Source organism: Luteibacter sp. E-22 (assembly GCF_049913125.1).
Taxonomy (GTDB): Bacteria; Pseudomonadota; Gammaproteobacteria; order Xanthomonadales; family Rhodanobacteraceae; genus Luteibacter.
Genome location: NZ_CP183975.1, coordinates 901681 through 925249 on the forward strand (window position 1 = coordinate 901681; position 23569 = coordinate 925249).

Sequence of the window (23569 nt, forward strand, 5' to 3'; positions counted from 1 at the left end):
CCGACTTCGCGATGCAACGCGCGCGTTCCCGCAGTCCACTACGGAGGATTTATGTGGTTCAAGAGCAGGAAGTGGTTTGACAGCGTAATGGCGAGCTTGGTGGAGACTAATCGGATTTCTCCACTTGGAGATCCGCTTCCAGGATTCCCTGACGAGGTCACGCAGCGGAACACGACGGGCATCGCCGGTCGAGATACCGTAGAACAAGCCTTTTCGTTCTACGACGACATCATTGCGGGGATGAAGAAGGGCCGCGTTCGTACCCTGGGTGCCAATTCGCGCGTTCTCGACTTCGGCGTGGGTTGGGGAAGGGTGGCCCGTTTGTTCCTTGAGCGCGTGCGCGCGGCGAATATTTATGGAATAGACGTTGATCCGGAATTTGTCAGACTTACTCAAGCGCTGTTCCCAGGCGGAAACTTCAAGGTATGCGAGCCGTTTCCGCCCAGTTCGTTTGAAGGCGGTACGTTCGATCTCATAAGTGCCTACTCTGTGTTTTCTCACCTATCGGAGAGCTCAACTAAGGCGTGGTTCGCAGAGTTCAGCCGAATTCTGAAGCCAGGGGGCTGCGTAGCTTTCACGACGCGTGACGCTACGTTCTTCAATTATCTGAGCTGGGCGCAAGAGCAAGGTGATGCCGTCTCGGGTTATACCGCCGCCTTAGGTAGCCTGTTTCCTGACCTTGCAGATGCACGGCGTCGCTATGAGGGCGGGGAATTCGTGCACGCGACATCGCAAGGGGTCAGTGGGGGCGGTGTCCGTAATGAGACATTTTATGGCGAGACGTTTATTCCATCTGCCTACATTCGAAAGACATTCAGCGACACCTTTGATGTCGTAGCAGAGTCCTTCGATGGCGCGCGTTACGACCAGCGATTCTTTTTGCTCCGCAAGCGACATCAATGAAAAGCGTTGCAATTCATATTGGTCCAGGGTTGCCTGATACATGATCGTTAGAAAAAGTATTCTACGTGAAACCTTCCACTCCGAGGGCTTGCCGCCCAGCAATGCAGGGGTTGTGTGATGAGTGCTTCACACATGGCGGATGAGCATCGTCGCAGTTACGTCATCCGTGGCGTGCTGCTTCTTGTGCTGCTGTGGCTTGGCGTGTCGGCCTACGGCATCTGGCGATACGCTAGCCAGGAAACGGAGCCGCCGGTTTTCGACGCGCTCTCTTATGTGCAGAAAGCGCAGGCGTTCTGGTCGGCGGTGAAAGAGCACGGAATATTTTTCAACCCGCTGAATCTCATTCCCCAGATCCGGCCGTTTGGCACGGTATTTTTTACTCACCCTTATGGGTTCACGGAAGACTTCAGGCCGTTCTACTTCTTTTCGTCATTCTTTCCCGCGTTAATCCTTGCGTTCGCCATCCTTGTCGCGGCCGGCCGGACCGCGTGGCGGGACTCGCGAAGCGTTTGGGTGCTTTGCGTGCTGTTGGTCGTGTCCGCTAGTTTGCCTTCGTATTACCAGTTCGCGTCGGCGGAAGGCGTCCCGGTCATGGGAAGCTGGGGATTCGTGGATACCTTGTTTGGTGCGATTGGAGCGGTGGGTATAGCGTTGGCAACGCGGTCCGTCCCCGAGCGCTGGATGCGAGATACCCTGTTGTCGGCTGCAATCGCGGTGCTCACCATCTTCATCAAGCCGGCCGGCCTCACGCTCATGATGCTCATCGCCGGCGCGTGGGGTCTCATGGCGCTTGGTTTGCTCTATCGCCGGAAGATCTCGCCGCGCACTTTCTGGAAAGGAGTGGCGATTTACGCGGGCTCCTACGCGTTTGTAGCCGCGATTCTTTACCGTTCCGCCTACTTTTCAAAGGAAAACTATCTGTACGGGCTTAGCAGCATGAAGTTGCTGCACGCCGCTCAGGTTCACACCCCGACGCTCGCCCAGGTGGCCGAGAAGCTGAATCTGGCTTTTGGGATATCGTGTCTGGTGCTCTTGCTTGTTGGTCTTCTCTGCACGGCATTCCAGCGTCATTGGGATCGCTTGGGTGTCGCAATCGTCTGTCTCGCCGGAGGTACATGGCTATGGCTCGGGCAGACCAATATCGAGCACGTCCGATATTTCTTTCCTTTTCCGGTGATGGCGCTGGCGTGCGTGGTTCCGAGCCTGATCTGGCTTTCCACCAGAGTGCGCGGTGTCGTCGTTGCATGTTCGGCGCTACTTCTCATTCCAACTGGTATCATTGGTCTGCTACTTCTCGAATCGCACCCGTCGCCAGGAATACAAAGGGTGATGGGGCTGAACCTGACGACGAATCTCCATTCGGAAGAGGTCAGGCAGGGTAGAGAAATTTCTGAACTTCTCAGTCGTGAACCAGGACGGACTAGCATCGTCTATTATTGCGGCGTCGCGCCCAAGGTCAAAGCCTTCGAAGCAGTGATGGATTGGAATCGCGTACTCGGGCTTAAGGGCGGAAATTCGAACCCAGCCTTGCCGATCGATTGGGTTCGCGAACATGCGTACCGTCTGGATGAAATGCTGGCGGCCCGATTTGTGGTGTTCGATCCGTACGAGCACGCAGGTGCGGTCGCAGCCACTATTCGCGTGGCTGACGATTTCGACAAGGAGCAAGCACTCGTGCGTGCTTGGCTATCGACTCTCGGGGAAGCAGACGGCGTTCGAGTTGTGTCTGATGGTGGCGTGCGGGTGCTGGAAATTCTGGACCCTTCGGCTGTGGCGAAGGCCGCGAGGCAACGGCTTTTACCGGGACACACATTCCGTCAAGTCTTCCATGACGGATTCCGCAGCCCAGACACCGTGTCGGAAGAGGGTATCAAGGGGCTTGATGGCAATCTCGTCCGTGAGCCCATATCCCTCTATTTTGGGGAAGCTCTGGTCGCAACGATACGCGGCGTGACCGTCACATCCCAAGATGACGGCACATCCAAAGTCGACGTGTATGTGTCTCAGGAATCGCCGATGCCGAATTCCAGTTCGCAGTGGCTCTTGTTTGTTCATTCGATGGATGGACAGGGCGAGCTTACCCAGGCCTACGCTCCAATCCACGAGACCACGATCCGGCAGAACTCATTGGTCCATTACGTCCTGTCGCTTCCTGCCGGACCGAGAAAGCCCCATTGGTACGCAGTAGGCGTCTTCAATCATGCTGCGGGTCGCGATGACGTGTTCCTTACGAGTAAGGACGGCGAGTGGGGAGGGCGACGCCATGTTCTCTAGCTCGTCCGCGAGCAGGCATGCTCCTGCCGAGTCGAGGAGCTGGCATGACGGCTCATCATAAGGTCACCTCGCGCTTACCACAGTTCGTGCAGCCCATCGCAAGGCGCCTGCCAATATGGTGCATTGAGGTGTTGCTGTTCGTGGCCGTGGGCGGGGCGCAATTGGTCGTTGACGCGGCGACCTTCATTGGGCTGTCGCATTGGGGCATATCTGTTCCCATTGCCAATGTGGTCGCCCGGATGACCGGTGCGCTTCTTGGCTTCTGGCTCAACGGCAAGATCACCTTCCTGAAAGAGGATGAGCGCCTGCATCGCGTGCATCTGGGTCGGTTTGCGTTGTTCTGGCTGGCCGCGACTGCGGTAAGTACAGGCGCGCTCGCCCTTGCTACGCATACCTTGGGGCTCGTCACCGCGTGGATGATAAAACCGGTTATTGAAATTCTCCTCGCGATAGTCAGTTTTCTTGTGTCCCGGCATTGGATCTACAGATGAATACCCAACGTACCGAAGTTCCTATTCAGGCGCGGGTTGCCGCCGTGGTGCCGGCTTACAAGGTGTCGCGCCATATCGTGGACGTCGTCCTTTCGCTCCTGGACTATTGCGATCATATATTTGTCGTGGACGACTGCTGTCCCGAAGGTTCCGGAAAGCTGGTGCAGGATAGTGTGTCTGACTCGCGCGTGACCGTGCTCTTCAACGCAGAGAACACAGGTGTGGGAGGTGCAGTCATGGAGGGGTATCGTGCGGCCGTCGCGGCTGGCATGGATGTCATCGTCAAGGTCGACGGTGACGGACAAATGGATGCTTCATTGATACCCGAGTTCGTCTTTCCCATAGCGACAGGCCAAGCCGACTATACGAAGGGTAATAGGTTTTTTGATTTGCGTAATATTGGCAGCATGCCTGGAATTCGCATTTTGGGAAATGCCATACTGTCTTTCATGGCGAAGCTTTCGACCGGGTATTGGGATCTTTTCGATCCTACGAATGGCTACACGGCCATTCACGCAGATGTAGCTCGCAGGCTTCCCTTCGATAGGATAAGTAAACGCTATTTCTTCGAGACGGATCTCCTATTTCGGTTGAATACCCTGCGTGCCGCCGTGGTCGATATCCCAATGGACGCAAAATACGGAGACGAAGTTAGTAATCTGCACATTCGACAGATACTCGGGGAATTTCTCTTCAAGCACGCGAGAAACTTCTTCAAGAGAATCTTCTACAACTATTTCTTGCGCGACGTGTCGCTTGCTTCTGTCGAGCTCGTTGTTTCGATCATGCTGCTACTCTTTGCGATCCTCTTTGGAGGAACGCACTGGGCGTCGTCGGCGGCGGGTGGTCGTTCGACACCTGTCGGAACGATCATGATTACTGCAGTCAGTCTTATCTGGGGGCTGCAACTGCTATTGGCATTCATCGGTTACGACATCGCTTCCGTTCCAAGGAGGGCGATTCACCGGCGAGGCATGAAGGGCTCGCGATCGAACGCTCTGTCTGACGCCCATATAGTCTCGTAAGCGGATTCCGCGACGGGGGTGAAGCCCGCTTCTCGAAGTGCCGTTGCGGCAGTGTCTTTCTGCCGTACCACGACCCTGACATGCAAGGCGCTAAGGTCGTGCGCTAACTGCGCGTTGTCGATGTCCGCGCTCCCATTGACCCACATGGCCAAGCGCATTCGTATTTCATAGTCGTCGCGGGGTATGAGATCGCGCAGCATGTAGATATACATGCTACGGGCGACGACCAAGGGTGGATGATTCTCCGTCATCGCCATGATGCTTGATACGTTGTCCGGCGCGAGAATTCGTCCGGTAGGTCGGGCAAGATCGAGAGCGATCTTTGCCGTGTCTGCATCAGCAGGTATCAGCTTTGGTTGAGCAAAGGCCCAAGACGTTCCGTTGGCCTGGCTCCACGTACTGAACTGGGTCAACCAAAGCAGCATGGCGCTGATGCCCAGAAGGGCACAGGGATAGATGGCATTGCGGGGATATTCTTTATTCCTGACGGTGACCTTGCCTATCAACATGGCGATCGCAGTCGCTGAAATGATCAAGACCGGCATCTGCCAGGTCATCCGCCAGTAAACAGGCGGTGTCGTGAGAAAGCGCGCGATGTAAGCCGACAAAACGGGATTAAGTCCCACTCCCAAGAAGATCAGCGTTGGAATGGACAGCAGCCTACGTGTTACACGATCGCCTGTGAGAGCTGGCGCTATAAGCAGAGTAAATGCGATGAGATATTGACCGTATCGACCAAATGTCGAGGTCCAGACTTGCCCCGCACTCTCGAGGGGGACGTTGGCCAAAGCTGAGCCTGCGTGTGAGGCCGCAGCCACCCAGGCCAGATACGGTAACGGGATGATGGCTAGCGCGCCTGCTTCCAGGCTTCGCCGACGGAATGAACGGTCAGCGCCGTATGTCGCCGCGGCCGCAGTCAGCCCTGCGATGGGTGCGATCAACATGCCGAAGTTTGATGTGCCGATGGCGGCCAGGTACGCGCAGCCCAGAACATACAGGTCCTTCCGGCCTTGCGGATGCCTCGTGCATCTGAACGTAAACGTATATATCGACGGAATGATGACCGAGAGTAGTACCGCCTTCCCTTGAAAGATGCGATCGAAACCAAAGTTTGCGGGCGAGCGGGCCGTTTCGCCGAGCACGATCGTCAGTAACATGAAGACGAATGTCGTAACGAGAGCGGCGCCTGGCCGAAGTTCGCGAGCCAGAGAATACGTCGCCAGGATCGCGGCGGCGGCGGCCAATGGAGGCAGTATGACATGCGCGATGGTGATCGCAGACATACCACTGACATGCGCGATCGCGGCCACCAATAACTCGTAACTGGCGAATCGATAGCTTGGGAAGATTAGCGGCCACGACCTTTCCATCAACATGGGGTCGAAGGCGAGAAGAGCCTCGCCCGGGTGTCCGGCGGCAAACGCTGATACCCCCACGTAAAATGCGTCGTCCTGGTCTGGCCGTACAACCCAGAGCGCGAGTAGCGCATTCGCGATGCACATAAGCGTCAATGGCCAAGGCCATTCGCGCGCATGCGACCCAGTCGTAGCGCCAGGAAGTAATCGAGCGCTTCTTGCCGCGTAAAGGAAATAACAGACTGCGGCAGCCCAGAACGCCACCCATGAAAAACCTAGGAGGGCGGTGACCGCCGCAGCCATGCAAACGAGAGCCGCAGACCTACGTTCGGGAGGTCCAGGCGCAACAGCGAGCGGCGGACTCACCGCTGGGGGAGCCTCGGAGGTGTGCCGCCATAGTCGCAGGGCAACTAATGCGAGGACGCTCGCGACGGGTCCGACCACGACCAATAGACGAAGCGAGCCACCAACCAGGACCACTCCGTTGGCGGCGAGTGTCCATCCCGCAAGTGCAACGATGCAATACGCCAGAAGGTTCAACGCACACTCGTGGTCAGCATAAGCATCATGCCGAGCGTCATTGCTTAGCCAATGGCCGCTTCAAGTTCAGGGAGTACCTTGAATAGATCGCCCACGAGGCCGATGTCGGCAATCTCAAAGATCGGCGCTTCGGCGTCCTTGTTGATCGCGACGATCGTGCCTGCATCCTTGATGCCGGTCAGGTGCTGGATCGCGCCCGAAATGCCGATGGCGATGTAAAGCTCCGGCGCAATGATCTTGCCGGTCTGGCCAACCTGCATTTCGTTTGGGACGTATCCCGCATCTACCGCAGCGCGCGACGCCCCGACGGCGGCGCCGATCTTGTCGGCGAACCTGTAGATGATTTCGAAGTTCTCCTTCGAGCCCACGCCGCGGCCACCGGAGACAACCTTGGGCGCGCCCTGAAGGTCCGGGCGATCGCTCTTGCCCTGCTGCAAGTCGACGAAGCGGGTGTGCGAGGGCAGGACGGCGTCGACGCTCATGGCTTCGATCGGCGCCGAGCCGCTGGACGCGGCGGCCGGCCAGGAGGCGGTGCGGATCGTCGCGACCACGATGGAGGACGCATCGACTTCCACTGTCACGATGGCGTTGCCGGCATAGATCGGGCGCTTGAAAGTGTGTGAGCCTTCCACGCTCATGACGTCGCTGACCTGGGACACGCCCAGCAGCGCGGCCACGCGGGGCGCGAGGTCCTTGCCGAAGGTCGTCGACGGCGCGAAGACGTGGGTATAACCAGCCGCCACCTTGACGATCTGCGGCGCATAGACGGCTGCGAGACAGCGCGCATTTTCAGCGCGCGCCACGGTCAGCACCTTGCTGACACCGTCGATCTTGGCGGCCTCGGCGGCTACCGCCTCCGGGGCGTCTGATAGCACGACGATATCGATGGCGTCCGGCTTCACGGCGGCGGCTGCGCTGACGGCGCGGGCGGTGGAGCCATTGAGCTTGCCGTCGAGGTGTTCGGCGATAACGAGGATCTTGGTCATGTCGATTCTCCGGTCGGCTGCCTTACAGCAGGCCCTTCTGCTTGAGGGCCGCGACGAGCTCGGCGGCGTCCTTCACCATCACGCCCTTGCTGCGCTTGGGCGGAGCGGCGTAATGGATGGTCTTGATATGGTCGGCGGTCTCGACGCCCAGCGAGCCCAGCTCGATCACGTCGATCGGCTTGGACTTCGCCTTCATGATGTCCGGCAGCTTGATGAAGCGCGGCTCGTTGAGGCGGAGATCGGTCGTGATGACGGCGGGCAGATCGGCCTCGATGACCTCGAGGCCCGCGTCGACTTCGCGGGTAACCCTGGCCTTGCCATCGGCAATCTCGACCTTGCCGGCAAACGTGGCCTGGGGGCGATCCCAGAGGGCCGCCAGCATCTGGCCGGTCTGGTTGGCGTCGTCATCGATGGCCTGCTTGCCCAGGATCACCAAGCCAGGCTGCTCCTTTTCGACCAGCTTCAGGAAGGTGCGGGCGGCCGTCAGCGGCGAGACGGCGTCCGCCGTCTGCACGTGGATGGCGCGGTTGGCGCCCATGGCAAGGCCGTTGCGGAGGTGCGCGGTCAGGTCCGCCGGCCCTATCCCCACGACGACCACTTCCTCGACCACGCCCTTCTCGCGTAGGCGCAGGGCCTCCTCGAGGGCAATGTCGTCGAACGGGTTGGCGGAGAGCTTCACGCCGTCCGTGATCACGCCGGTGCCGTCGGGCTTGACCTGAATGCGGACGTTATAGTCAACGACGCGCTTGTAGCCGACCAGAATCTTCATTCGCGGTTCCTGTTCATTGGAATGCCCACGGCGACACCGGGGGCTTTGAATTGACGGCGTATTCTAGCGAATCTTCAAACTGGCGTTTGACGCAGTGCGAAAGGCCCGAATCGATCTTTCCGGATCAATGCCGTTGGGCATAGGCGTACGGCCCTCCCGGTTCCTCGATGCCCACCAGTGACCCGGCCGAAACGGTTCGGAAACCGCCGTCCCTGGCGGTCAATGAAATCACTCGCTCCACCGCATGGGCCATGGTTCCGTCGACCTGTCCAGCTTCCGGAGCGAACTCCAACTCGGAAAGGGGGGCGTCTATCAGTGGCGCCAGTGCCGATAAGCGGCACCAAAACATGCTGCCTGCGATAAATGTGTCCGAGTCGGTCTTCGGCGCATCAATGCCAATGAAAGAACACAGGTACTCCACGTTGGCGGCATTGTCGCCCCAGTAGAAGTTCAGCGGTTGGACGTGTCCCTCCGGTGCGACCAGACCCAGCCGTCGATCGCCCTCGAACTCACGGACAATGGCGGCAGTACGGTCCGGCGCAACCAGCCGCTCCAGCAGTTCCGCACGCCAGGCAGCGCCATCTTGCCGATGTGTCGATCGTTTGGTGTGCAACTTCAGAACCACATCTTCGCCTTCATCCAGAAGTCTTCCGGCGAGGCGCAGGAACGGAAGGATGTCGCGCCCCCTGTTGGGTGCGACGACGAGTTCCGCGTCGAGATGGAGTCTCGCCGTTTCGCGCCGAACAGCCTCCTCCCGCTCCGTGGGGACGGTGAGAATCCAGCGCAACGTCAATCCCGTAGCTCGCAACGCAGTGACAATTTCCTCCAACAGTTCGGGGTACCAAACGTGGATCACGACACATGGCCGCGTCCGCACCGGCACCTCAGGGCCCAGCGCCGTCCGCACCGCTTCAAGCCACGCGTAGCCATGGCGCACATCAGGTTCGAGTACGGCGCCTTCCGCCCATTCGTTCCATGCATTCACAAAAACCAGCGGTGCGCTAGGGCTGCGCTTTCCTGCAGTGGTTATGGCGTGGCGTACCCATGCGCTGAAGGCCCTGGGAGTGGCGCGGACAAAGCTCCTGCCGCGAGTGCTACGTCTCGGCTCATTGTCCCACCCGGGATTCACACCGGGGTAAAGCCGGTAGGCCGGCTCCTTCGCGGCCATCGCCTGCGCAGCCAGATCTCGCCAATCATAGAGGTGCCCCGCGAAATCAGTATTGATGAGCCGATACTCGGGATTGATAGGTTCCAGGCTCATGTTGTTCGGCGGAAAAGCTACGGCGGCATCGAATCCGATGGTCGACGGATCGACGTTGTCGAAACTCTGTATATAGGCGAGATGGATGTCACCGAGACCGTTCTCCCGACACCACGCGCGCCAGCGATCGGCTGTTGCGCGTGGGTCGGGTAACAGACCCGGCCGATAGACGAGCAACATCGGCTTGCCTTCTACCCTCAGATAGCGAGGGTCGCGCAGATAGACCGACACGTACTCGATGAACGCCAAGTCGTCCCGGGGGCTATGCGCTTGGCCGATCAGGACCTCGCCCGCGCGACCGTCCCAGCGACGCGACCAGTTCTCGTTCGCCCAGCAAAGACAGACCGGTAGATCCATCGACGGGTCGGCCAGCCATTGCTTCATCGGCCTCTCAAGCAGTGTCTTGCCGGCGAACCAGTAGAAATAGCTGCAAAACGCGCCAACGCCGTACTCGCGAGCGAGTGTCATCTGCTCGCGCATGACCTCTGGAAGGCGTAAATCGTAGTAACCGAGGTCGCCGGGTAACCTCGGCTGTAGATGCCCTTCGAACTGCGGTAATGCCCTGGTGACATTGTGCCACTCAGTAAAACCAGTGCCCCACCATGCATCGTTTTCCGGGATCGGGTGGAACTGTGGGAGATAGAACGCCACAACGGTCGCTGGCAACGGCACGGGAAGCGCTTCATTGCGACGGGGAACGAATCCCAGTGCGCGGTGCGCCGAGTGGTCGTACGGACGCCATGCGTGCGGTGGTGCCGGTCGTCCTTCAGGGGCGGTGGGTACCAATGAACCATGACGATCGAGGAAACGTTGTCGTATCCGATCGCGGGTAGCCGCGGGCATCGGTGTCAGCCTGAAGCCAAGCCTGAGACTGCGAAACAGCAGGGAGCGTAGGATGGTATTGAGACGCATCGTCAGTCGATCGCTTTGCGTAAGACCGCCATGGCGGCATCGGCGGAAAAGTGGGTGCGCACGTTTTGCAGCGCATGATCGGAAAGGCGGTTCCAGAGTGCTTCGTCCGCCGCGAGGCGTGCGTAAGCCGTGGCGAACGATTTCGCATCATTTGCGACGAGGACTTCCTGCCCGTCCGCGAGCCGCATGCCCTCGACGGCAACGGTGCTGCCAATCACAGGCAATCCATGGCTCATGGCCATATTGACCTTACCCTTGACCCCGGCGCCGAAGCGCAGCGGTGCTATTGACGCGAGGACCGAGTTCATCAGCGGCGCCAGATCGGGGACGCGACCGAGCATGTCCAGCCCGGCGCCGGAGAAGGCGCGACGCTCGGCGTCGGGCACGTCTCCGGCAACCCATATCCGCGCGTCCGGCACCACTTGCCTGAGCGCTGGCAGGATGTCATCCGCCATCCAGTGCATCGCATCGGCGTTCGGCGGGTGACCATAACCACCGATGAAAAGAAGGTCGCGCCGTCCTTCGAAGCCCGCCTCGCGTCCGTAAATGTCGTGGATATTGGAGAGGAGCGCCACCCTCGCGCCCGGCATCAACCGGCAGAGCATGTCGCGTTCGTACTCGCTGACGACGAAGGTGGTGTCGGCTGTCTCGATCAGTCTCAGCTCTTGGCGCCTGCTGGCCCTGGCTTGTCTGGCGAGGGCCCTGTTGCCGCTGCGTTCGGCGGCGCGCCCTTCCCGCAGGAAATGCAGGTCCACCGTATCGAAGATCAGCTTGGCGCCTGGCGCGTGTCGACGCACCAGGCTTTCGTACTGCGCCGCCACGGTGTGGCGACAAAGAATGGCTGCGTGCAGATCACGATGATTCGCTGCGAGCCAAGACGGCACGCCGCTCACCCATGGCTTGACGAGCACCTCGACGCCGAGTGCGCCAAGCTCTCGAATGGCAGTGTCCTCGGCGTGCCCGTCGTCGGGCGCGAAGACAACGTGCCAGCCATCCGCTAGCAGCAGCTTCAATATTCCAGCGAGGCGCAACGAGCCCGAGTCGCGTGACACGTCAGGCATGACGGTGTCCACCACTAGCACTGTACCGCGATGGCGTGCGCGATCCACGACGGCCAGCGGTGTACCAGGCGCCGGCTGCTTCCGCAGGGCCTCGCGCCATTTTTCCGCGAACTTGGTCTGGTTGACGGCTTGGTAGCGTTTCATCCCTGTGTCTCCGAGGCCAACGGAACTGATGCCTTCAGAGTGCACTACCATGCTGTCGGGCACGTACCAGACCGATCGCCCAGCAGCGCGAGCGGCGAAGGCGAGGTCAGTGTCTTCGTAATAGCCTGGCGCGAAACGTGCGTCGAAACCGCCCAGTGAGTCGAACAAGTCACGAGAGATGGCCAGCGATGCGCCGGAGACGTAATCGACAGTGCGGGCGTACCGAAGCGCGGGATTCTTCCGCGAGGTGAAGCGTCCGATGTTCCATGCCGACGCATCGGCGAACACCCAGGCGCCCGCTTCCTGGAGGCGTCCATCAGGGTAGACGAGTTGGCTGCCTGCAATTCCTGCGCGGGGATGGCGTTCGAAACACCGCAGCAGCGCGTCGCTCCAGCCGGGCGTCACCTGCGTGTCGTTGTTGAGGAAGATGAGATATTCGCCAAGAGCCGCCGCGGCGCCCGCGTTACAACTGCCCACGAAACCGAGATTCCTTTCGTTGTTGATGACGCGCATTCCGGAAATCCCTGCCAGGATCGTTGCGGTATTGTCCGGCGACGCGTCGTCCACGACGATCACCTCGAACGGATCCGTCGGGGGGGCGTTCGCGATGGAGCGCAGGCAGGCTAAGGTGTATTCGATTTTCCCGTGCACCGGAATCACGACACTGACGCGAGGCGTCGCTGACGTGGGCACGGACAGGGACGTGAAAGCCGCCTCCAATGGCAACAAACTCAGCGAATCATCCACATCCGGACGCCGCGCCAGATCCTGCGAAATCCGCCCAATCGTCCCCTTCCACCCGCGGAGCGCGATGCTGGCGCGCACGCGTCGCGTCATGCTCAGGAAGCGCTTATAACGCCAAGAAAAGGGAGTCGACACTGGCGCTTACCTCCGGGTCCGGCCGCTCATGTTACTGGGCTGATCGTCCCTTTGGGCCAGATCCAATAGCCGAAGGCCGGCCTTGTCGCCAATCACGTTCAGCTTGTGCGCCTCGCCGCAGAGCTCCATGGCCTCTAGCACCTGGCGTACGCGGGCGTCGACAGCCGCCACGGGGTTGTGGGACAGGGCCACCAACTGGATGTCGTGATCCCGGACGGCACCGTCGAACAGCGCATGCCACGTCAACCAGATGCATGCCGCGACAAGGCCCAACCAGGCGAGCCATCCCAAGCGAACGAGCATGGTCAGAGGTTCTGGTAATTCGGTCCAGACCCGCCCTCAGGCGTCACCCAGGTGATGATCTGATAAGGGTCCTTGATATCGCACGTCTTGCAATGCACGCAATTGGCCGCGTTGATCTGCAAACGCCGCCCCGCCTCATCCTGCACGATCTCGTACACCCCCGCCGGGCAGAACCGCTGGCAAGGATTCCCATACTCGGTGGTACACCGCTCGATACAGATCGAGGTATCGGCCACCTTCAGGTGCACCGGCTGGTCCTCGTCATGCTCCGTCGCGGCGAAATACACGCTCGCGAGCCGGTCGCGCGGGGCCAGCGTCCGGTCGACATAATCCGTCTTCGGCGCTTCGTACTTGCCGAGCTTGCCCAGGGCCGACCAGTCCGCATGGTTCTTCAGCGTCCAGGGCGAACGCCCGCCGGTCACCGTCTCCCATGCCGCATTGATCAACCCCCACCACAACCCCTTGTTGAAGCCAGGCCGGATGTTGCGCACCTTCTTCAGTTCATCGAGGACGGCGGAGCCGCGCAGCTTCGCATCCCAACCAACCGGCGACAGCTGCGACGCGACGAGATGTTCGGCGGCGAGCATGCCCGAGGCGATGGCCTGGTGGGTGCCCTTGACCTTCGGCACGTTGACCAGGCCGGCGGAGTCGCCGATCAGGATCGCGCCAGGCATCTCGACCTTCGGCAGCGATTGCGCGCCACCTTCGATGATGGCGCGCGCGCCCGCCGAGACGATGCTGCCGCCCTCGAGCAGGCCCTTCAAGTTGGGGTGGTGCTTGAACTGCTGGAACGCCTCGAAGGGCGAGAAGTTCGGATCGGGGTAGTCCAGGCCGACCACAAAGCCGACCGCCACCCGGTCGTTGTCCATGTGGTACAGGAAGCTGCCGCCATAGGTGTCGCTGGCCAGCGGCCAACCGACGGTATGCACCACCTTGCCCGGCTCGCCGCGGCCGGGTGGCAGCTGCCAGAGTTCCTTGATGCCGATGCCGTAGGTCTGCGGATCGCTGTTGGCATCGAGGTCGAATTTCTTGATCAGCGTCTTGCTGATATGGCCTCGGCAGCCTTCGGCCAGGACGGTCACCTTGGCCCGGATGTCGATGCCCTCCGTGTAGCCGGGCTTGTGGCTGCCGTCGCGCGCGACGCCCATGTCGCCGATACGCACGCCGTTCACCGCGCCGCTTTCGTCGAACAGGGCCTCGGCCGCGGCGTAGCCGGGAAATACATCCACGCCCAGGGCCTCGGCCTGTGGCGCCAGCCAGGCGCACAGCGCGCCAAGACTCACGATGAAGTTGCCGTGGTTGTTCATCTGCGGCGGCGTCATCGGCGCCTTGATGCCGGAGGCGTGGTCGCGCAGGAACCAGAACTCGTCCTTGGCCACCGGCACGCAGACCGGCGGCGGGTTCTTGCGCCAGTCGGGCAGGAGGCGGTCGAGCGGGGCCGGTTCGATGACGGCGCCGGAGAGGATCTGGGCGCCGATCGTCGAGGCCTTCTCGATCACGCAGACCGACACCTCGGGATTGAGTTGTTTCGTACGAATGGCGAACGCCAGGCCCGCCGGGCCGGCCCCGACGACGACGAGGTCGTATTCCATGGTTTCGCGTTCGCTCATGGCTGGCTCACTCAACGGCTGGCTGCGGGATCAACCCGGCATTGTCCGGTTTCGCCGGGAGCGGGGCAAATCGGCGTTTCAAACATAGGGTTGCACGATCTTCACATGGCACGTTCATAATCGTCCCACGCGCAAGGAGATTTCATGAATACGATGCCGCCGGTCGCCGATGTCGACATGCGACGCGCCACACTGCTGCAGATCCTGCATTGGCTGGCCATTGGACGGGTCCAGCCACAGGCCCTTTCCGACGTTTACCAGGACGCCATCGAGCGCCTGAACCCCCGGCTCAACGCCTTCGCCGACTACAGCGTCTCCCTGATCCAGGAACAAGCCCTGGCGGCGGACAGGCGGCGTCGCGACGGTGTCATCGGCCGTCTCGACGGGATGCCGATCGCCATCAAGGACAATTTCGACGTCGCCGGCGTGCCTACAAGGGCAGGCATGCGGCGGCGCACCGTCGTTCCCGAGGAAGACGCCCATATCGTGGCGCGGCTGCGCGCATCGGGGGCCGTGCTGGTGGGCAAGACCAACATGGACGAAGGCGCCCTGGGCCTGACCACGAACAACCCCTTCCATGGCGCGACGCACAATCCGCATCGCCATGGCTACACCGCGGGTGGATCGTCGGGCGGTGCCGCGGCGGCCGTTGCCGCAGGACTCGCCGTGGCGGCGATCGGCTCGGACACACTCGGTTCGATCCGCGTGCCCGCGAGCTACTGCGGTGTCTATGCGCTGAAGCCCACGCATGGCGAAATCTCCACCCGCGGCCTGGTACCGGCGGCCCGCCGCCTCGACGCGGTGGGCCTGCTGGCGCGCGGCGTGGACGACCTCACGGTGCTCTTGCAGACGCTGGCCGGGTACGACGCCGATGACGCGCGCTCCCGCCGGCGACGCGTCGCCTTTTCACCGCCGGATTGGGAGCCGGGCAATCTCCGCGCGGGTTTCTTGCCGGATCTGGCGGCGGTCGGCGTGGAACAGGACGTCATCGACGTGTTCAACGACGCCCTGTCGAAGCTGAAGGGCGAACTCGGCGAACGCCGAACGGTCGATTTCTCCGACTGGGACTTCGCCCGGACCCGCCGCGCCGGTCTCCTGCTGATGGAGGCGGAAATGCTCAATACCTTTGCGACCGAACTGGCCGACGAGGCCTATCCGGTATCGAACGGCTTCCGCGACATGGTCGGTTTCGCTGCGAGGAAGTCCGCGGCCGACTACGTGGCGGCCGACCTCGTGCTCGACGCGGCCACGCTGAAGATGCGCCGCCTGTTCGCCCAGGTCGACGTATTGGTGCTGCCTACGACACCACAGGGTGCGTTCCCGCTCGATGGGCCGGTGCCGTCCTCGCAGGCCGACCTGTGCAGCTTCGCCAGCCTCGCCGGTTGCCCGGCCGTGAGCATTCCCATGGGTACTTTGTCCAACGGCATGCCGATCGGCCTCCAGTTGGTCGGCGCGCGCGGCTCGGATCTCCGCCTGCTCGAACTGGCCGGCGTATGTGCGTCCTCGCTGGACGCCGAGCCGGCCTATCCGGTCGAGCCGGCCTGAACTCCGGCTGGCATCGCATCGAGCTACCCGGCGCGGACGTCACGTTCGCGCCGGCATGGCTGGGCCGCGAAGAGGCCGATGCCTTGCTCGCGCGGCTGCTCGACGACTTGCCCTGGGAAGTGCATCGCATCCGCATGTTTGGCCGGGTGGTCGATTCGCCTCGGCTGAGCGCCTGGATCGGCGACGAGGACGCCACGTACCGCTATTCGGGCACGCGTTTTGTACCGCACCCTTGGACGCCAGTGTTGGCGAGGCTGCGCGAGCGCGTCGCCGAGGCCTGCGGCGGCCGCTTCAACAGCGTCCTCGCGAACCTGTATCGCGACGGCGGTGATCGCATGGGCTGGCACAGCGACGATGAGCCGGAGTTGGGCCCGGAGCCGTTGATCGCTTCGTTGAGTCTGGGTGCCGAGAGGACGTTCCGCTTCCGGGCGAAGGCGGGTGGCGAGCCGGTGGCTGTCGATCTGCCGCACGGCAGCCTGCTGCGGATGGCAGGTGGCACGCAACGCTTGTACAAGCATGAATTGCCGGTGCGCAAACGGGTCGCGGGGCCGCGGATAAACCTTACTTTTCGGCACATCGGAGAGCTTCGCCGCTGAAGCGGCTCCCACAACGGCATCGCCGACCCTGTCGGCGACGCTCTTTTGCGACAACCTATTTCGCCGGCACCGTCTGCAACGTCCACCCGGCCACGTCCGCCGACACCTTGTCCATCGCCCGCCCGAAGGCCTCCACCACCCGCGGCACTTCCTTCCCATCGACCGGCTCGTGTACCTCGAAGCGACGGCTGCCCACGATCTGGTGCTTGCGTGTATTCGCCAGCACCGCGTCGTAGCGGATCACCACTTCAGGCTTGCCACCCACGTACTCGGTCTGGAACGCCCCCAGCCCGCCGCCCAGTTCGTAGTCGGCCGCGAGGTTGCTGTCGTCCGTGCTGATCGCGGCGACGCGTCCGGTATCGCGGAAGGCGTCGGCCAGGCGTTCGCGGAAGAGGTGCGGCGAGGTATCCGCCCAGCGGGCGCCGCCGTACACCGTGATGGTGTTCGATTCCGGCACGACCGCGATGCGCGAGTTGTCCAGGGCGCGCGGTGCGTTGGGCGCGGCGACGCGCAGCGCCCAGTTCACCGGTGCCGGCGAGGCGGGGCGAGCGCCGGGCGCGGCCGGCAACGTATAGATATGTGGCGTTTCCGCCTTGGGCAGGATCGAGCACGCCGTCAGCAGCGCGAGAACCAGCGGAGCGGCGAGGCGGGCACGGTTCATGGGGTGAACTCCTTGGTCTTTTCGCGGCCGAACAGATAGCCGCTGGGATTCTCGTCGAGGCGGCGCGTGATGGAGCGCAGCGAGCCCAGCGTGTCGCGCAGTTCGCGCAACGCGGGCGCGAGTTCGCCCAGGCTGGCGGCGCCACCATTGATCGCGTCGCTGTTGTCGTTGAGCAGCCGGTCGACCGACGCCATCGAATGTTCCAGTGAAGCCATCGCGCGCTGTGCGCTTTCCAGCGTCGCCTTGCCCTGGCCGTCGATGAGACCGTTCGCGTTGTGTACCAGGGTACGGCTCTCGGCCAGCGTGTCGTTGGCCTGTTGGGTCGCCAGGGCCAGTTGCTTGATGAGGGAACGGATATCCTCGCGCTCGTCCGCGATCACGCCCGTGGTCTTGTCCAGGTGATCGAGGGTGTTCTCGATCCGGTGCACGTTTTCCTTGGACAACAATTCGCTGGCCCGCGCGGCGGCCTGGTTGATATTGGTGATGAGGTCCTCGCCGTTGGCCAGCAGGCGCGCGAAGGGCGAGGGATCGGCGATGATCACCGGCACCTCCCCATCGTGGCCCACCAGCAGCGGGCTGCCTGGCGATCCGCCGGAAAGCTGGATGATCGCGACGCCGGTCACTCCGGTCAGGGCGAGCTTGGCGTGGGTGTCCTTGCGCAACGGCGTATCGCCTTCGACGCGGACACGCGCCAGCACGCGACGTGGATCTTCCGGATCGAGGCGCAATTGCATGACGTCGCCGAGGCGGATGCCGTTGTACTGCACCGCGCCTCCTTTGGAGAGGCCGGTCACCGCCTCGTTGAAGACGATGTCGTAGTAATTCCACTCCTGGTCCGAATGCGCCTTCGCCAGCCACACGCCGAAACCGAGGCCGAGGAAGACGACGAGGACGGTGAACAGTCCTATCAAGACATGATGGGCACGGGTTTCCATGGTCTTCAGTCCTTGCCGGGGTGAGCGGCGCGGGTGGCCGCGCGGCCGCGCGGTCCATTGAAATAAGCCTGGACCCAGGCGTCGTCGGTGCGGGCCACTTCGTCGATCGGCGCGGCGGCCAGCACGCGCCGTTGCGAAAGCACGGCGACGCGGTCACAGGTGGAATACAAGGTATCGAGGTCGTGCGTCACCAGGAACACGGTGAGCCCCAGCGCGTTACGCAGGGTCACGATGAGGCTGTCGAACGCGGCGGCGCTGATCGGATCGAGCCCGGCGGTGGGCTCGTCGAGGAACAGGATCTCCGGATCGAGGGCCAGTGCGCGCGCCAGTGCCGCTCGCTTGATCATGCCGCCGGAAAGCTGCGAGGGATATTTCCTCCCCGCGTCCACGGGCAACCCGGCGAGGGCGAGTTTCACCCCGGCCAGCCGTTGCGCATCCACGCGGGGCAGGCCCGCATGCTCGACCAGGGGCAAGGCCACGTTCTCCGCCACCGTGAGGGACGAGAACAGCGCACCACTCTGGAACAGCACGCCGAAGCGGCGCTCCACCCGGGACCGCCGTTCGTCGGACAGGGCGAGCAGGTTCTCGCCGAACACGCGTACCTCGCCGGCCACCGGCCTCACCAGCCCGACGATCGTGCGCAGCAGCACGGACTTGCCGGTGCCCGAGCCCCCGACGATGCCGATGATCTCGCCTCGATAGACATCGAGGTCGAGGTTCTCGTGCACGGTCTGCGACCCGAAGCGGTTGACCAGCCCGCGGACCTCGATGACGGTCTCGCGCGTCACCAGCCCATCTCCATATAGAAGAGGGCGGCGAGTGCATCCAGCAGGATCACCACGAAGATCGACTGCACCACGGCCGAGGTGGTGTGTTCGCCGACGGACTGCGCGCTGCCGGAGACCTTGAAGCCTTCCATGCAACCGATCACGGCGATCATGAAGGCGAAGACGGGTGCCTTGGCGATGCCGACGAGGAACTGGGTGAGCGAGATGTCCGCCTGGAACATCGACAGGAACATCGATGGCGACATCTTCAGCACCGCCATGCAGACCACCCCGCCGCCGACGATCCCCGCGATCATCGCCAGGAAGGTCAGCAATGGCAGCGCCACGAGCAGGGCGAGTACGCGCGGCAGCACCAGCAGTTCCACCGGGTCGAGGCCAAGGGTGCGGATGGCGTCGATCTCCTCCCGGGCTTTCATCGAGCCGATCTGCGCCGTGAACGCGCTGGCCGTCCGGCCCGCCAGCAGGATGGCGGTGAGCAGCACGCCGAACTCGCGCAGGAAGGCGAAACCGATCAGGTCCACCGTGAACAGGCTGGCGCCATAACTCGCCAGCGCGGTGGCGCCGAGGAAGGCGACCACACAGCCGACCATGAAGGAGAGCAGGGCGAGGATCGGCACCGCATCGAGTCCCGTCTGCTCGATGTGCGACACCAGCGAAGTGACCCGCCAGCGGCTCGGCCGCCATGCCGTGGCGAAGAAGCCCTGCAAGGTGATGCCTATGAAGGCCAGCAGCTTGGCGGTCTGCTTCCAGAACCCCTGCATGGCCTTGCCGATACGCTCCAGCGCGGCGACGAAGCCCGCATCGCGAGGCCGTTTCACTCCCGTGCAGTACGTATCGATGGCATCGCCCACGGTCTTCAGCAGCGCGCGGCGCGCTGGCGGAAGGGCTTCGTCCTGGGCCAGGGCCTGTGTGCGCGAGCTGCCCAGCAACTCGGCGATGACGAAGGCGCCCGAGGTGTCCATGGCGCCCAGCTGGTGGATATCGATGGCGATGCCGCTGTCGATCGACCCGGCCAGTTCGTTGGCACGGTGCTGGAGGTTGGAATAGTGGGCCAGCGTCCAGTCGCCGGCGATGGTCAGCCGCGCTCCGCCCGTGTCGCGGGTGAGCGTGGCCGAGCCGGGGAGGGGTGGTGCTGTCGCCATGCGTCAAAGGCTAGCAGGACTACCGCACGAAATCGTCGATGTTGCGACCGCGCTTGGACTGGAACCGCCCGGGGCCTGATAATGCCAGGCTGCACCCGCCGCCATTCCCCTGCAAGGTACGACGATGACCGACAAGACCGCACTCAACGCCACCCACCGCGAGCTGGGCGCCCGCATGGTCGACTTCGGCGGCTGGGACATGCCCATCGCCTATGGCTCGCAGATCGAGGAGCACCACGCGGTCCGCAAGGACGCCGGCATGTTCGACGTATCGCACATGACGGTGGTCGACCTCACCGGCGATCGCACCCGCGACTTCCTTCGCCGGCTCGTGGCCAACAATGTCGACAAGCTGGCCAAGTCCGGCAAGGCGCTCTACACCTGCATGCTCGACGAGAACGGCGGCGTCATCGACGACCTCATCGTCTATTTCCTGCGCGAGGATTTCTTCCGCCTGGTCGTGAACGCCGCGACGCGCGCCAAGGATCTGGCCTGGATCGAGAAGCAGGCGGCCGCCTTCGGCGTCACCGTCCGCGAGCGTCCCGAGTTCGGCATGATCGCCGTGCAGGGCCCCAATGCCCGCGCGAAGATGATCGGCCTGCTTCCCGAGGAAGTTCGCGAGAAAGCCACCAAGCTCGGCAAGTTCGCGGCCATCGAGATCGAAGGCCCGAACGGCATGCCCTTGTTCCTCGCCCGCACCGGCTACACCGGCGAAGACGGGTTCGAGGTGGTGGTGCCCAACACGCGCGTCGTGGAGTTGTGGAATCTTTTGCGCGAGGCGGGCGTCGCCCCGGCCGGGTTGGGTGCGCGCGATACGCTGCGCCTGGAGGCCGGCATGAACCTCTACGGCCAGGACATGGACGAGACGGTGACGCCCTGGGAGGCTTCGCTGGCCTGGACCATCTCGCTGGACGAAGGCCGTGACTTCATCGGCCGCGCCGCGCTCGAGAAACAAAAGACAGCGGGCGTGCCACGGGTCATGGTCGGGCTGGTGATGGACGACAAGGGCGTATTGCGCCATGGCCAGAAAGTGCTGACCTCCGCCGGCGAGGGTGAAATCCTTTCGGGCGGCTTCGCGCCCACCCTGGGCAAGTCCGTGGCCTTCGCCCGTGTGCCCGCCGGGGAGCTGGGGCAGGTACGCGTGGATATCCGTGGCCGTGAAGTGCCGGTGCGCGTGGTGAAGTTCCCGTTCGTCCGCGACGGCCAGCCGATGCCGGGCATCGCCGACTGATTCCACCCGGGACGCCGGAGTGGAGGGGGCACGGAGACCCCCTCCACCGACCTTACCGACCCTTCACGACATACGGCGCAAGCACCATCTTCGCTTCACCTCGCGCGCCGACCAGCGGCGCCACATCGCTGCCGTACTTGCCGCCGCGCTCGACCACGTAGAAGGAATCCACGTAGTCGGCATCGTTCTGGAACCACTTCTCGTCCATGGCACTGAGGATCTCGGAACCCACCTTCGATACGCCGGCGACGATCAGCGCAGGCGGTGCACCCGGGGACACGACGAGGGCCAGGTTCCCGACCGCCTTGGTAACGGCCACGGCGAGCGCCTTGAAGTTCGTGTTCCCGTCTTCTTCGAAGAACTGCACGTTGACGTAGTTGGTCCCGTAGTCCGTCCAGTTGATAAGGTCCATGCCAGGCTTGTACCAACGCTTGTCGTGGTCCAGCCATGGCATGTCCTTGGTGATGAGTCGCGGTGTCCCGTCCGGGGCCACGCCGGAGACGATGGCGAAGATCTCCGCATCACCCTGGATGTTGGGTTCGTGGTCGTATTCCAGCCGGACTTCCTGCAGGATCGTCAGTTCCTCCGTTGCGTTGGTCGCGCGCAAGTTGCCGGAGGCCGTGGGGGCCTGCATGCCGTTGTTGCGGAGGATCTCGTTCATGACAGTCATGCCGGCCTGGACGGCCGCCGAACTGTCCGACTCCACGATCAGCATCGGTACGTCCGGCGCCGCATCGAGCGAGAACCGCTGCTCGCGCCCGGAGGGGTCGTAGGCCACGATCTGTTTCTGGCCGGTGACCAGGTCCTTGCTGACGGTTGCGGTCCAGAAGCCACGGATGCTCGTGATCGGCGTGTTCTTGTCCACTCCATGCACCCGGATATCGAAGAGGGCATCCAACGCGCCATCGAGACCGCGCAGGCGAATGGCCTGCCGCTCCAGGTCTCGCAAGCCGGTCGTGACGTTTTCCCTGGCCTGCGTTCCATGCCCGGCGTAGTTGCGCAGTACATCCGCCAGTGGCGCCTTGCCCTTGCTCAGTTGTTCCCGAAACGTGGCGTCGAAGGTGGGATCGTTGACCAGCGTGGCGATGGTCTTCGCCGTCTCTTCCCGTGCCTGGTTGACCGAGGTGACCTCCGCGGCCATGAGCGGTGAGGAAAGAGCCAGGGCGAGGGCCGTGCCGATGAGGGTGAATTTGAGGATCCGTTTCATGGGTAGTCCTTGATGTGGGTTCGCGGCTTGCACCGCGGGGGATGTGGGCCGTCACCTCATAACTGGGGAGGGTTAGGCCGATGCGGCGTCGTCGAAATCGAGCCGCACGGACAAGGTAGTCGCCCGTGCCGACGGTCTTCTGTCGGGGGAAGCGAGGGGTTCGTGTCGGCGAAACGCTTTCCTGAAACGCATAGAACGGTACAATCGACCGTCACATCAGCGACCGTCCCGAGACAACGAGGCATACCCCATGAGCGAAATCCCTGGCGATCTGAAATTCCGGAAGTCCCACGAATGGGTCCGGGTCGAGGACGACGGCACTGTTACCGTCGGCATCTCCGAACACGCGCAAGAGGCGCTGGGCGATCTCGTCTACGTCGAACTGCCGGAAGTGGGCACGGAAGTCACGGTCGGCAATAGCGTCGCTGTCGTCGAATCCGTGAAAGCCGCCTCCGACATCTATGCTCCCGTTTCCGGCAAGGTCACCGCCGTGAACGACGTCCTCAGCGACAAGCCGGAGACGATCAACGAGGACGCGTACGGCAAAGGCTGGATCTTCAAGCTGGAGATCTCTGACAAGGGTGAACTCGACGACCTGCTCGGTCCGGATGAGTACGCCGAAGAGATCGAGAACGAAGATCACTGATCCCCTCCTCGAACCCCGAACATGGTGCCGGTCGACCTCGACCGGCATTTTTTTGTCCATTCGGGAGGGTCCGGCAAAAATTATTTTTGCCCCCAGTTGAACTCCGTTCATCCCCCGGGAAGGGGTCCAACGACACCATCCAGGCGATCTCTCACGAACGCCATCTCGTGTCGCCGCTTGTCGTCGTCGTTTCTCGTGGCGAACGAAAAATGCCTTTATTTAAGGTGTTTGCTGAACCGTTTTGTTTGCGCGGTATGTTTTGTTTTGGATGTCCAATTATCCGCGGTGCTCTTCGCGACGGGTGC

Annotated in this window: 20 protein-coding genes; 8 read left to right on the forward strand and 12 right to left on the reverse strand. The window is 62.5% G+C overall.

The features are described from left to right. Window positions 1-51 precede the first annotated feature (51 nt). The 4 genes from ACN9M2_RS03920 (at window position 52) to ACN9M2_RS03935 (ending at window position 4693) form a co-directional block, all read left to right on the forward strand. Complete coding sequence (locus ACN9M2_RS03920) at window positions 52-903, forward strand: class I SAM-dependent methyltransferase (RefSeq protein WP_426286867.1); 852 nt, start codon at window positions 52-54, stop codon at window positions 901-903. 117 nt (window positions 904-1020) lie between these two features. Continuing rightward, a complete protein-coding gene (locus ACN9M2_RS03925) occupies window positions 1021-3177 on the forward strand; it encodes a hypothetical protein (protein ID WP_426286868.1) in 2157 nt (718 codons plus the stop codon). Window positions 3178-3221: 44 nt separating this feature from the next. Then, complete coding sequence (locus tag ACN9M2_RS03930; protein ID WP_426286869.1) at window positions 3222-3668, forward strand: GtrA family protein; 447 nt, start codon at window positions 3222-3224, stop codon at window positions 3666-3668. Then, complete coding sequence (locus ACN9M2_RS03935; protein ID WP_426286871.1) at window positions 3665-4693, forward strand: glycosyltransferase family 2 protein; 1029 nt, start codon at window positions 3665-3667, stop codon at window positions 4691-4693. Before ACN9M2_RS03930 ends, ACN9M2_RS03935 begins: the two co-directional genes overlap by 4 nt. Here the strand turns inward: ACN9M2_RS03935 and ACN9M2_RS03940 are convergent. The 7 genes from ACN9M2_RS03940 to ACN9M2_RS03970 form a co-directional block, all read right to left on the reverse strand. Further along, entirely contained in the window at window positions 4630-6351 is a 1722-nt protein-coding gene (locus ACN9M2_RS03940; protein WP_426286872.1) for a DUF6077 domain-containing protein, read from the reverse strand. The genes ACN9M2_RS03935 and ACN9M2_RS03940 overlap by 64 nt on opposite strands. Window positions 6352-6632: 281 nt before the next feature. Beyond that, window positions 6633-7574 (reverse strand): electron transfer flavoprotein subunit alpha/FixB family protein, encoded by a 942-nt coding sequence (locus ACN9M2_RS03945; RefSeq protein ID WP_426286873.1) that lies wholly within the window; start codon window positions 7572-7574, stop codon window positions 6633-6635. Between the two features lie 22 nt (window positions 7575-7596). Then, window positions 7597-8343 (reverse strand): electron transfer flavoprotein subunit beta/FixA family protein, encoded by a 747-nt coding sequence (locus tag ACN9M2_RS03950; RefSeq protein WP_426286874.1) that lies wholly within the window; start codon window positions 8341-8343, stop codon window positions 7597-7599. 124 nt (window positions 8344-8467) lie between these two features. Then, window positions 8468-10516, reverse strand: coding sequence for a glycoside hydrolase family 99-like domain-containing protein (locus ACN9M2_RS03955; RefSeq protein ID WP_426286876.1), 2049 nt, complete (start codon window positions 10514-10516; stop codon window positions 8468-8470). 2 nt (window positions 10517-10518) lie between these two features. Beyond that, window positions 10519-12546 carry a glycosyltransferase gene (locus tag ACN9M2_RS03960; RefSeq protein ID WP_426286877.1) on the reverse strand — a complete coding sequence of 676 codons (2028 nt, stop codon included), beginning with the start codon at window positions 12544-12546 and terminating at the stop codon, window positions 10519-10521. A 60-nt stretch (window positions 12547-12606) separates the two neighbouring features. Then, window positions 12607-12903: a hypothetical protein gene (locus tag ACN9M2_RS03965; protein ID WP_426286878.1), complete on the reverse strand. Its 297-nt coding sequence runs from the start codon at window positions 12901-12903 to the stop codon at window positions 12607-12609. A gap of 2 nt (window positions 12904-12905) precedes the next feature. Then, window positions 12906-14513, reverse strand: coding sequence for an electron transfer flavoprotein-ubiquinone oxidoreductase (locus tag ACN9M2_RS03970; protein ID WP_426286879.1), 1608 nt, complete (start codon window positions 14511-14513; stop codon window positions 12906-12908). Window positions 14514-14657: 144 nt separating this feature from the next. On the opposite strand from ACN9M2_RS03970, the gene ACN9M2_RS03975 reads away from it, so the two are divergent. Both ACN9M2_RS03975 and ACN9M2_RS03980 read left to right on the forward strand, forming a co-directional pair. Next, window positions 14658-16058 (forward strand): amidase, encoded by a 1401-nt coding sequence (locus ACN9M2_RS03975; RefSeq protein ID WP_426286880.1) that lies wholly within the window; start codon window positions 14658-14660, stop codon window positions 16056-16058. A gap of 83 nt (window positions 16059-16141) precedes the next feature. Continuing rightward, window positions 16142-16654, forward strand: coding sequence for an alpha-ketoglutarate-dependent dioxygenase AlkB family protein (locus ACN9M2_RS03980; RefSeq protein ID WP_426286881.1), 513 nt, complete (start codon window positions 16142-16144; stop codon window positions 16652-16654). 55 nt (window positions 16655-16709) lie between these two features. Here ACN9M2_RS03980 and ACN9M2_RS03985 read toward each other — a convergent pair whose 3' ends face one another. From ACN9M2_RS03985 to ACN9M2_RS04000, 4 genes are read right to left on the reverse strand one after another with little or no spacing between them, the layout of a single operon-like run. After that, window positions 16710-17315 carry an ABC-type transport auxiliary lipoprotein family protein gene (locus ACN9M2_RS03985; RefSeq protein WP_426286882.1) on the reverse strand — a complete coding sequence of 202 codons (606 nt, stop codon included), beginning with the start codon at window positions 17313-17315 and terminating at the stop codon, window positions 16710-16712. After that, window positions 17312-18250, reverse strand: a complete 939-nt coding sequence (locus tag ACN9M2_RS03990; RefSeq protein WP_371024551.1) for an MlaD family protein — start codon at window positions 18248-18250, stop codon at window positions 17312-17314. The genes ACN9M2_RS03985 and ACN9M2_RS03990 overlap by 4 nt, the downstream gene beginning before the upstream one ends. Window positions 18251-18255: 5 nt before the next feature. Beyond that, complete coding sequence (locus tag ACN9M2_RS03995) at window positions 18256-19038, reverse strand: ABC transporter ATP-binding protein (RefSeq protein ID WP_371024550.1); 783 nt, start codon at window positions 19036-19038, stop codon at window positions 18256-18258. Continuing rightward, on the reverse strand, window positions 19035-20180 hold the full coding sequence (locus ACN9M2_RS04000) for an MlaE family ABC transporter permease (protein WP_426286883.1): 1146 nt from the start codon (window positions 20178-20180) through the stop codon (window positions 19035-19037). Before ACN9M2_RS04000 ends, ACN9M2_RS03995 begins: the two co-directional genes overlap by 4 nt. Window positions 20181-20304: 124 nt before the next feature. On the opposite strand from ACN9M2_RS04000, the gene gcvT reads away from it, so the two are divergent. Further along, window positions 20305-21411, forward strand: coding sequence for a glycine cleavage system aminomethyltransferase GcvT (gcvT, locus tag ACN9M2_RS04005; RefSeq protein ID WP_426286885.1), 1107 nt, complete (start codon window positions 20305-20307; stop codon window positions 21409-21411). Between the two features lie 52 nt (window positions 21412-21463). On the opposite strand, the gene ACN9M2_RS04010 is transcribed toward gcvT, so the two are convergent. Further along, entirely contained in the window at window positions 21464-22618 is a 1155-nt protein-coding gene (locus tag ACN9M2_RS04010; protein WP_426286886.1) for a DUF3103 family protein, read from the reverse strand. 250 nt (window positions 22619-22868) lie between these two features. Here ACN9M2_RS04010 and gcvH point away from each other — a divergent pair, with 250 nt between their 5' ends. After that, window positions 22869-23264 carry a glycine cleavage system protein GcvH gene (gene gcvH / locus ACN9M2_RS04015; RefSeq protein WP_426286888.1) on the forward strand — a complete coding sequence of 132 codons (396 nt, stop codon included), beginning with the start codon at window positions 22869-22871 and terminating at the stop codon, window positions 23262-23264. Window positions 23265-23569 lie beyond the last annotated feature (305 nt).

Coding starts and splice junctions, on each gene's coding strand:
- ACN9M2_RS03920 (WP_426286867.1), top strand. CDS start 52: ATGTGGTTCAAGAGCAGGAAGTGGTTTGACAGCGTAATGGCGAGCTTG.
- ACN9M2_RS03925 (WP_426286868.1), top strand. CDS start 1,021: ATGAGTGCTTCACACATGGCGGATGAGCATCGTCGCAGTTACGTCATC.
- ACN9M2_RS03930 (WP_426286869.1), top strand. CDS start 3,222: ATGACGGCTCATCATAAGGTCACCTCGCGCTTACCACAGTTCGTGCAG.
- ACN9M2_RS03935 (WP_426286871.1), top strand. CDS start 3,665: ATGAATACCCAACGTACCGAAGTTCCTATTCAGGCGCGGGTTGCCGCC.
- ACN9M2_RS03940 (WP_426286872.1), bottom strand. CDS start 6,351: ATGGCTGCGGCGGTCACCGCCCTCCTAGGTTTTTCATGGGTGGCGTTC.
- ACN9M2_RS03945 (WP_426286873.1), bottom strand. CDS start 7,574: ATGACCAAGATCCTCGTTATCGCCGAACACCTCGACGGCAAGCTCAAT.
- ACN9M2_RS03950 (WP_426286874.1), bottom strand. CDS start 8,343: ATGAAGATTCTGGTCGGCTACAAGCGCGTCGTTGACTATAACGTCCGC.
- ACN9M2_RS03955 (WP_426286876.1), bottom strand. CDS start 10,516: ATGCGTCTCAATACCATCCTACGCTCCCTGCTGTTTCGCAGTCTCAGG.
- ACN9M2_RS03965 (WP_426286878.1), bottom strand. CDS start 12,903: ATGCTCGTTCGCTTGGGATGGCTCGCCTGGTTGGGCCTTGTCGCGGCA.
- ACN9M2_RS03970 (WP_426286879.1), bottom strand. CDS start 14,513: ATGAGCGAACGCGAAACCATGGAATACGACCTCGTCGTCGTCGGGGCC.
- ACN9M2_RS03975 (WP_426286880.1), top strand. CDS start 14,658: ATGAATACGATGCCGCCGGTCGCCGATGTCGACATGCGACGCGCCACA.
- ACN9M2_RS03985 (WP_426286882.1), bottom strand. CDS start 17,315: ATGAACCGTGCCCGCCTCGCCGCTCCGCTGGTTCTCGCGCTGCTGACG.
- ACN9M2_RS03990 (WP_371024551.1), bottom strand. CDS start 18,250: ATGGAAACCCGTGCCCATCATGTCTTGATAGGACTGTTCACCGTCCTC.
- ACN9M2_RS04000 (WP_426286883.1), bottom strand. CDS start 20,180: ATGGCGACAGCACCACCCCTCCCCGGCTCGGCCACGCTCACCCGCGAC.
- gcvT (WP_426286885.1), top strand. CDS start 20,305: ATGACCGACAAGACCGCACTCAACGCCACCCACCGCGAGCTGGGCGCC.
- ACN9M2_RS04010 (WP_426286886.1), bottom strand. CDS start 22,618: ATGAAACGGATCCTCAAATTCACCCTCATCGGCACGGCCCTCGCCCTG.
- gcvH (WP_426286888.1), top strand. CDS start 22,869: ATGAGCGAAATCCCTGGCGATCTGAAATTCCGGAAGTCCCACGAATGG.